Origin of the sequence: Synechococcus sp. OH2 (assembly GCF_047462155.1) — a bacterium.
Classification (GTDB): Bacteria; Cyanobacteriota; Cyanobacteriia; order Thermostichales; family Thermostichaceae; genus Thermostichus.
The window spans coordinates 11,659-17,141 of record NZ_JANSIR010000111.1 but is presented as its reverse complement, the minus strand read 5'-3'; the positions used below and the strand labels follow the sequence as shown (position 1 = coordinate 17,141).

The 5,483-nt window shown below is 60.1% G+C and carries 7 protein-coding genes; 4 read left to right on the top strand and 3 right to left on the bottom strand.

The window, feature by feature from the left end; genetic code table 11:
- Together fabF and NW835_RS11730 are read right to left on the bottom strand one after the other, a co-directional pair.
- Nucleotides 1-1,070, bottom strand: a 1,070-nt coding sequence (gene fabF / locus NW835_RS11735) for a beta-ketoacyl-ACP synthase II (protein ID WP_414415373.1), incomplete at its 3' end; no start/stop codon positions are given.
- 93 nt (nt 1,071-1,163) lie between these two features.
- Nucleotides 1,164-1,409: an acyl carrier protein gene (locus NW835_RS11730; RefSeq protein WP_011431644.1), complete on the bottom strand. Its 246-nt coding sequence runs from the start codon at nt 1,407-1,409 to the stop codon at nt 1,164-1,166.
- A gap of 147 nt (nt 1,410-1,556) precedes the next feature.
- Between NW835_RS11730 and rpsF the strand changes: the two genes are divergently transcribed.
- The 4 genes from rpsF (at nt 1,557) to NW835_RS11710 (ending at nt 3,863) form a co-directional block, all read left to right on the top strand.
- The gene (gene rpsF, locus NW835_RS11725; protein ID WP_414415372.1) at nt 1,557-1,931 is read left to right on the top strand and encodes a 30S ribosomal protein S6; all 375 of its coding nucleotides are present in this window, start codon (nt 1,557-1,559) and stop codon (nt 1,929-1,931) included.
- Nucleotides 1,932-2,017: 86 nt separating this feature from the next.
- The gene (locus NW835_RS11720) at nt 2,018-2,416 is read left to right on the top strand and encodes a single-stranded DNA-binding protein (RefSeq protein ID WP_414365133.1); all 399 of its coding nucleotides are present in this window, start codon (nt 2,018-2,020) and stop codon (nt 2,414-2,416) included.
- 69 nt (nt 2,417-2,485) lie between these two features.
- Nucleotides 2,486-3,121, top strand: coding sequence for a M14 family zinc carboxypeptidase (locus NW835_RS11715; RefSeq protein WP_414415371.1), 636 nt, complete (start codon nt 2,486-2,488; stop codon nt 3,119-3,121).
- 211 nt (nt 3,122-3,332) lie between these two features.
- Nucleotides 3,333-3,863 (top strand): universal stress protein, encoded by a 531-nt coding sequence (locus NW835_RS11710; RefSeq protein ID WP_414365129.1) that lies wholly within the window; start codon nt 3,333-3,335, stop codon nt 3,861-3,863.
- Here NW835_RS11710 and NW835_RS11705 read toward each other — a convergent pair.
- The gene (locus NW835_RS11705; protein ID WP_414415370.1) at nt 3,860-5,293 is read right to left on the bottom strand and encodes a DUF4340 domain-containing protein; all 1,434 of its coding nucleotides are present in this window, start codon (nt 5,291-5,293) and stop codon (nt 3,860-3,862) included. The two genes, NW835_RS11710 and NW835_RS11705, sit on opposite strands and share 4 nt — an antisense overlap.
- Nucleotides 5,294-5,483: the final 190 nt, after the last annotated feature.

Below are 5,483 nucleotides of genomic sequence, written 5' to 3'. Positions count from 1 at the left end.
ACCGTGGCAATGCCGCCTGCCCCCCCCAAGAGGTGACCGGTCATGGACTTGGTGGCGCTGATGGCCAGGCGAGGGGCATGCTCGCCGAAAACTGCCCTGATGGCCTGCACCTCGGCAACATCCCCCACAGGCGTGCTGGTGGCATGGGCGTTGATGTGCTGCACCTCTTCTGGCCGGATCCCTGCATCTTTGAGGGCTAGCCGCATTGCGCGGGCAGCGCCCTCGCCGCCGGGAGCGGGGTTGGTGATGTGGTGGGCATCACAGGTAAGGCCGTAGCCGACGATCTCGGCGTAGATCTTGGCACCGCGGGCGCGGGCATGTTCCAGCTCCTCCAGCAGGAGGATCCCCGCTCCCTCTCCCATCACAAAGCCATCCCGATCCCGGTCAAAGGGCCGGCAGGCCTGCTCAGGAGCCTCATTGCGGGTGGAAAGGGCCTTCATGGCGCTGAAGCCAGCCACCGACAGGGGAGTCACTGCCGCTTCTGTGCCCCCTGTAATGGCCACCTGCACTTCCCCCCGCTGGATAAGCCGAAAGGCATCGCCAATGGCGTTGGAGCCGGAAGCACAGGCCGTCACCGTGCAGGAATTGGGCCCCTTGGCGCCAAAGTGAATGGCCACATGGCCCGCCGCCATATTGGCAATCATCATCGGTACCATGAAGGGGCTGCAGCGATCCGGCCCTTTTTGCAAGTAGATGGTCTGCTGCTCTTCCAAGACCCGGATGCCGCCAATGCCAGTACCCAAGATTACCCCCACCTGCTCGGCGTTGAGATCGGTAATGCGAAATTGGGCGTCCTCCAGCGCTTGTTGGGTGGCAGCCAATGCCAGATGGACGAAGCGGTCAGTGCGCTTGACGTCCTTGCGATCCAGGTAGTCGAGGGGATCAAAGCCCTTCACCTCCCCGGCAATGCGGCACTCGTGGCGGGAGGCGTCGAAGTGGGTAATCGGCCCAATGCCAGATCGCCCTGCCAACAAGCTCTGCCAAAACTCGGCGGAAGAATTGCCAAGGGGGGTTATCGCCCCCAGCCCCGTGATCACAACGCGACGCTGGGAGTTGGGCGGGACGGACATAGGAGCGGCGGCAGGATCCATAGACAACCGTGAGTACTCTTCCTTAGCACTCCCCCTCCAGGAGGAAGGGGGAGGCCTACCCCCTCTCCCAGCTTAGGCAGCTTTCTTGGAGAGGATATAGTTGACGGCATCCTGCACGGTGGCGATGCCCTCCGCATCTTCATCGGGGATTTCCAGATCGAATTCCTCCTCAAACGCCATGACCAGCTCTACCGTATCGAGGCTGTCGGCTCCTAGGTCGTTCTGGAAATTGGCTTCCAGGGTCACTTTGTCGTCCTCTACGCCCAGTTGATCGGACACGATCTTGCGAACACGGCTGTAAACTTCATCTGCGCTCATGCTTGGAACCCCAGATATCGACTGAGAGTGTCTTGGCTAAGCCAACCGGCGGCTATCGAAGCATCCCCTATTGTATCGGACAACGGATCCCCTCTTGTGAAGAGGCCCACCCGCTTTGGTCGCTGTAGAGGGGCGGAGAATTGAGCTGTGGCCCTTTTCGGTTGTCACAAGGAGAAGCTAGGATGGTTTACTGCTTCTTTTGATTTGGATTCCCAAGGAGAACTGGCTTCCATGCCCCGCGCCTACGAGACGATGCTGATCGTGCGCCCCGACATCTCGGACGAACCCCTGCAACAACTCCTCACCGAGCAGGAGTCGCTTCTACGAGAAAACGGGGCGACCGGCCTGGAAATTACCAACAGAGGCAAGCGCCGCTTTGCTGGGTTTGAGATGAAAAAGTTTAAGGAAGGCCTGTACATCCAGTTCAACTACGAGGCCGAGCCAAGGGCAGTAGCCACCTGGGAGAAAAATCTGCGCATCAACGAGAGCATACTGCGCTACATGACTCTGCGCTTGGATTAGGTTGACGGGATCGCGGTCTGGAGGCATGGTAGAAGTACTTGAGCTGCCTTCTTTTAACGCCCTGATAGCCTTTCAATAGCTTTGTCATGAACTCGATTGTCTTGATGGGGGAAGTGGCGAGCGAGCCGGAGCTGCGCTACACTCCCGACAACTTGGCCGTTACCTCGCTGGTGCTGCGCTTCCCCAGCTTGCGCCCGGAGGAGCCACCGTACCAAGTGCGGGTTGCTTCCTTTGGAGAGCTGGCCCAGCGGGTCGTAGATACTTGCCACGTCGGCGACCACATCACGGTGGAGGGCCAACTGCACATGAACGTGGTGGAGCGAGATGGGCGCAAGGAAAAGCAGGCGGAGATCACCGCCCGCCGCATCCATCAACTGGGATCCGCACAGGTTCTCTCTCTGTCGGCGACAGGTGAGTCCACAAGCTTGAAGTCGTCCGAAGGGGATGTCGCCTCTCTGCCGAACCCGGATGAGATCCCCTTCTAGGGACTGGGGATAGCCTCTCTCATCAGGTCTCAAGAATCCGCCGCTGCTCAACCCTCGGGCTCCCCGCATGTGCTTGGCTACCCTCTGCAAAGGCGCCCCATCCACCTCTGGCAGCTCACCCGCGGGATTCGCTCGTTCCTGCTAATCGGTGGGGTACATGGGGATGAGATGGAGGGCTACGGCTTAATCGAGCGCTACCTGGCTTCTGGGAAATGGGGATCCTTGGAGAGCAAGGCTGCGCCTTGGGCGATCCCCCGTCTGAACCCGGATGGCTGTGCCCTGGGGCAACGGCTCAATGCCAACGGCGTGGATCTTAACCGCAATCTGCCCACGCAAGATTGGGTTGCGGCCTCTTTGGAAGCTCGCTATCCGCCGGGGCCAGCCCCAGGCTCCGAGCCCGAGACACAGGCGTTGTTGGCAAGTTTGGCCCAGATTCGGCCTCAGTTTATCCTTTCTGCCCACTCCTGCCAAAGCAATCCCTGCGTAAATTACAACGGCCCTGCTCTCGAGCTGGCCCAGGCGATGGCCGCTCACAATGGCCTGCCGGTAACGGACGACATTGGCTATCCCACCCCTGGCTCACTGGGCACCTGGGCGGGACAGGAACGGCAGATCCCCACTCTGACGCTGGAACTCCTGCGGGGCACTCCCCTCGACCAAGTCTGGCAAGAGCAAGCCGAGGCGCTGCAGGCGGTGTTGGAGTGAGCGGCCCAGGACGATGCGTTCTGACCTGTGTCAAGATCTCTGAACTTTCATTGCCAACCCGACAGGTCATCCGAGATGCCCGCGGTTTTCTCGCCCAGATCTTCTACAACACAGATAGATGAGGGCAAAGAAAAGAGGAACTTGGAGTCGAAACCGAAGTCAAACCTTGTCTTTCTTTTGCCCATCTGTTAGCCATTTGGAGGAAGTCGGTATGTTCAGCAGGATTTTGGTGGCGGTGGATCGGTCGGAGCTGAGCGAAGGGGTATTTCAGCGGGCCGTCCAGGTGGCGAAGGCCATGCAGGCCAGCATGATGATCCTCCATGTCCTGTCTCAGGAAGAGCCCGGAGCTCCAGAGCCACCCATGATTCTAGGTGTAGATTACAGCTCCACCATCAGTGCTGAGCTATGGCAGTCTTATCGGGAGCAGTGCGCCATCTTCGAGCAAAACCAAATAGACTACCTGCGCTCGCTGGTGGAGAAAGCGGCTGAGCAGGGGATCCCTGCTGAGTACAACCTCCACTATGGCAACCCCGGTCGGGTTATCTGCGACTTGGCCCGCTCTTGGAATGCGGATCTAATCGTGGTGGGCCGCCGCGGCCACTCCGGCTTGAGCGAGCTGTTCCTAGGCAGCGTCAGCAATTACGTGCTCCACCGTGCTCCCTGCTCGGTGCTCACCATTCAGGGGGAAGCTTTGAGAAAGGGATCCCAACCGCAGGAGAAGCAAGCGGCTACCCCCGCTTAAGGACTTTGGGGAGAGGCGGTGGGAGGGGAGCTCTCTGGCTGGCTTTCCTCCTCAGTGGTGGTCTCCAGGAGACGCTTAACCTCCGTTTCTATGCTGTTGAAGGTGCTCAGGTCGATGACAGCAACATCCGGCTGGCGGCTGCTTTGGGCGTAGGCGCGCAGGCCGGAGGAGGTCAAGCGTAGAGTCAAGGGCTCCTGATCTGTGTCGGGCTTGGGCTCAAAGGTCAGCTTCAGATCCGGCTCGGCCAGGGCTTTTTGGGCGTCGGGATCCGTTTCCGGCACGAACTCCTTGGCGCGGGCGGCGTTGAGGCTGGAGAAGAGAGAGCTGAGATTTACAGGCTGGCCCGGTCGCTCCGGATTTTCCCAGCGCAGCTCCAGGGATCCCTTCTCCTGGGGCAGGGGGTTGAGGGTAACCCGCTCTCCTTGGGATTCCAGGGTGACTTGACCCACCTGGTTGGGGTTGAGGTGAGCAAGGCGGTGATCCCGCAACTCCTCGAGGTCGGGGCGAAGGATGTCAGCAGTAGTGGTGAGGAGGGTAGCCACTGCCGGGTTCTCGGAGGTGATGACATAGACTTGACCGTCTTTTTCCGATCCCAAGGCCACGCTCAGGGTTTTGCCGTCTTTGAGCTCAACGCTTAGCTGAGCAGAAGGCTTCTCCAGACCATAAGGAGCCAGCTCCGCCTTGGTTTCAGCCGGGAACTCCACCGCCTGCAGGCGGGATAAGGTGTTGAGCAGGCGATCGACGTTGAGGTCATCGGCGGGCAGCTCCCTGGGCTCAACGATCTGCCAAGTATCTTCTTGCCGCTGCAAACGAACAACCTCTGGATCCGCCTCGGCCAACTGCACCTGCAGAGACTTCACTGCCGCCGTCTCGAAACGCAGCAGAGTCTTGTCCCGCAAAGCCAGCAGGGAGGGGAGCAGGGATCCCTTCTGGGCGCTGGCCAAGAGCACAACCTCTCCGCCTTCTGGCTGAGCGTAGAAGCCGGAGCCATCGAAGTTGTCGTTGCCGATGGCCAGACGGTAGGGATCCCCTTCTTTGGGGAAGAGGGCAATCTGGTGGCGCGGCTGATCCAGGCCGAAAGCCCCCAAATCCTCGGCCCCTTCCAGCGTGATTTGAGGCGTGAGGCGGGAGAAGGTGTTGAGAAGTTGCTCCACCGGGAAGTCCAGCGCCGCTGACTGGATGGGCTGGCGGATGCGCCAACGGGATCCCTCTTCTCCTTCTGGGGCCCGCTCCAGCAGGATAACTTCTGGCTGGCTGTCTTTCTGTTGGCGGATCTCGATGCGGGCAATGGTGTCGGGGGCAAAGCGAAAGAGCCGCGCCCGCTCCGCCTGCTGCTGCTGCCGCAGTTGCTGGAAGTTATCGAAGAGGAAATACCCCAGCAGAGCAGCCACTGCCAAGCCCAAAAGAATCCAGGTGCTGCGCTTGAACATGCTTGCCCTCCTTCGGCCCTACCGCCTTTGCCACCAGAGCACAGCCCCTGCTCCCAACGCCACCAGCGGCAGCAGTACCGTCGATCCCAGCACCAGCCAGCGGAAGTTTTGGCCGGTCAGGGTGAGACGGCGATCGGTAATGGATTTGGGGCGAATGGAGATTTGTTCAGTTCGCTCGGTGAGCCAGTTA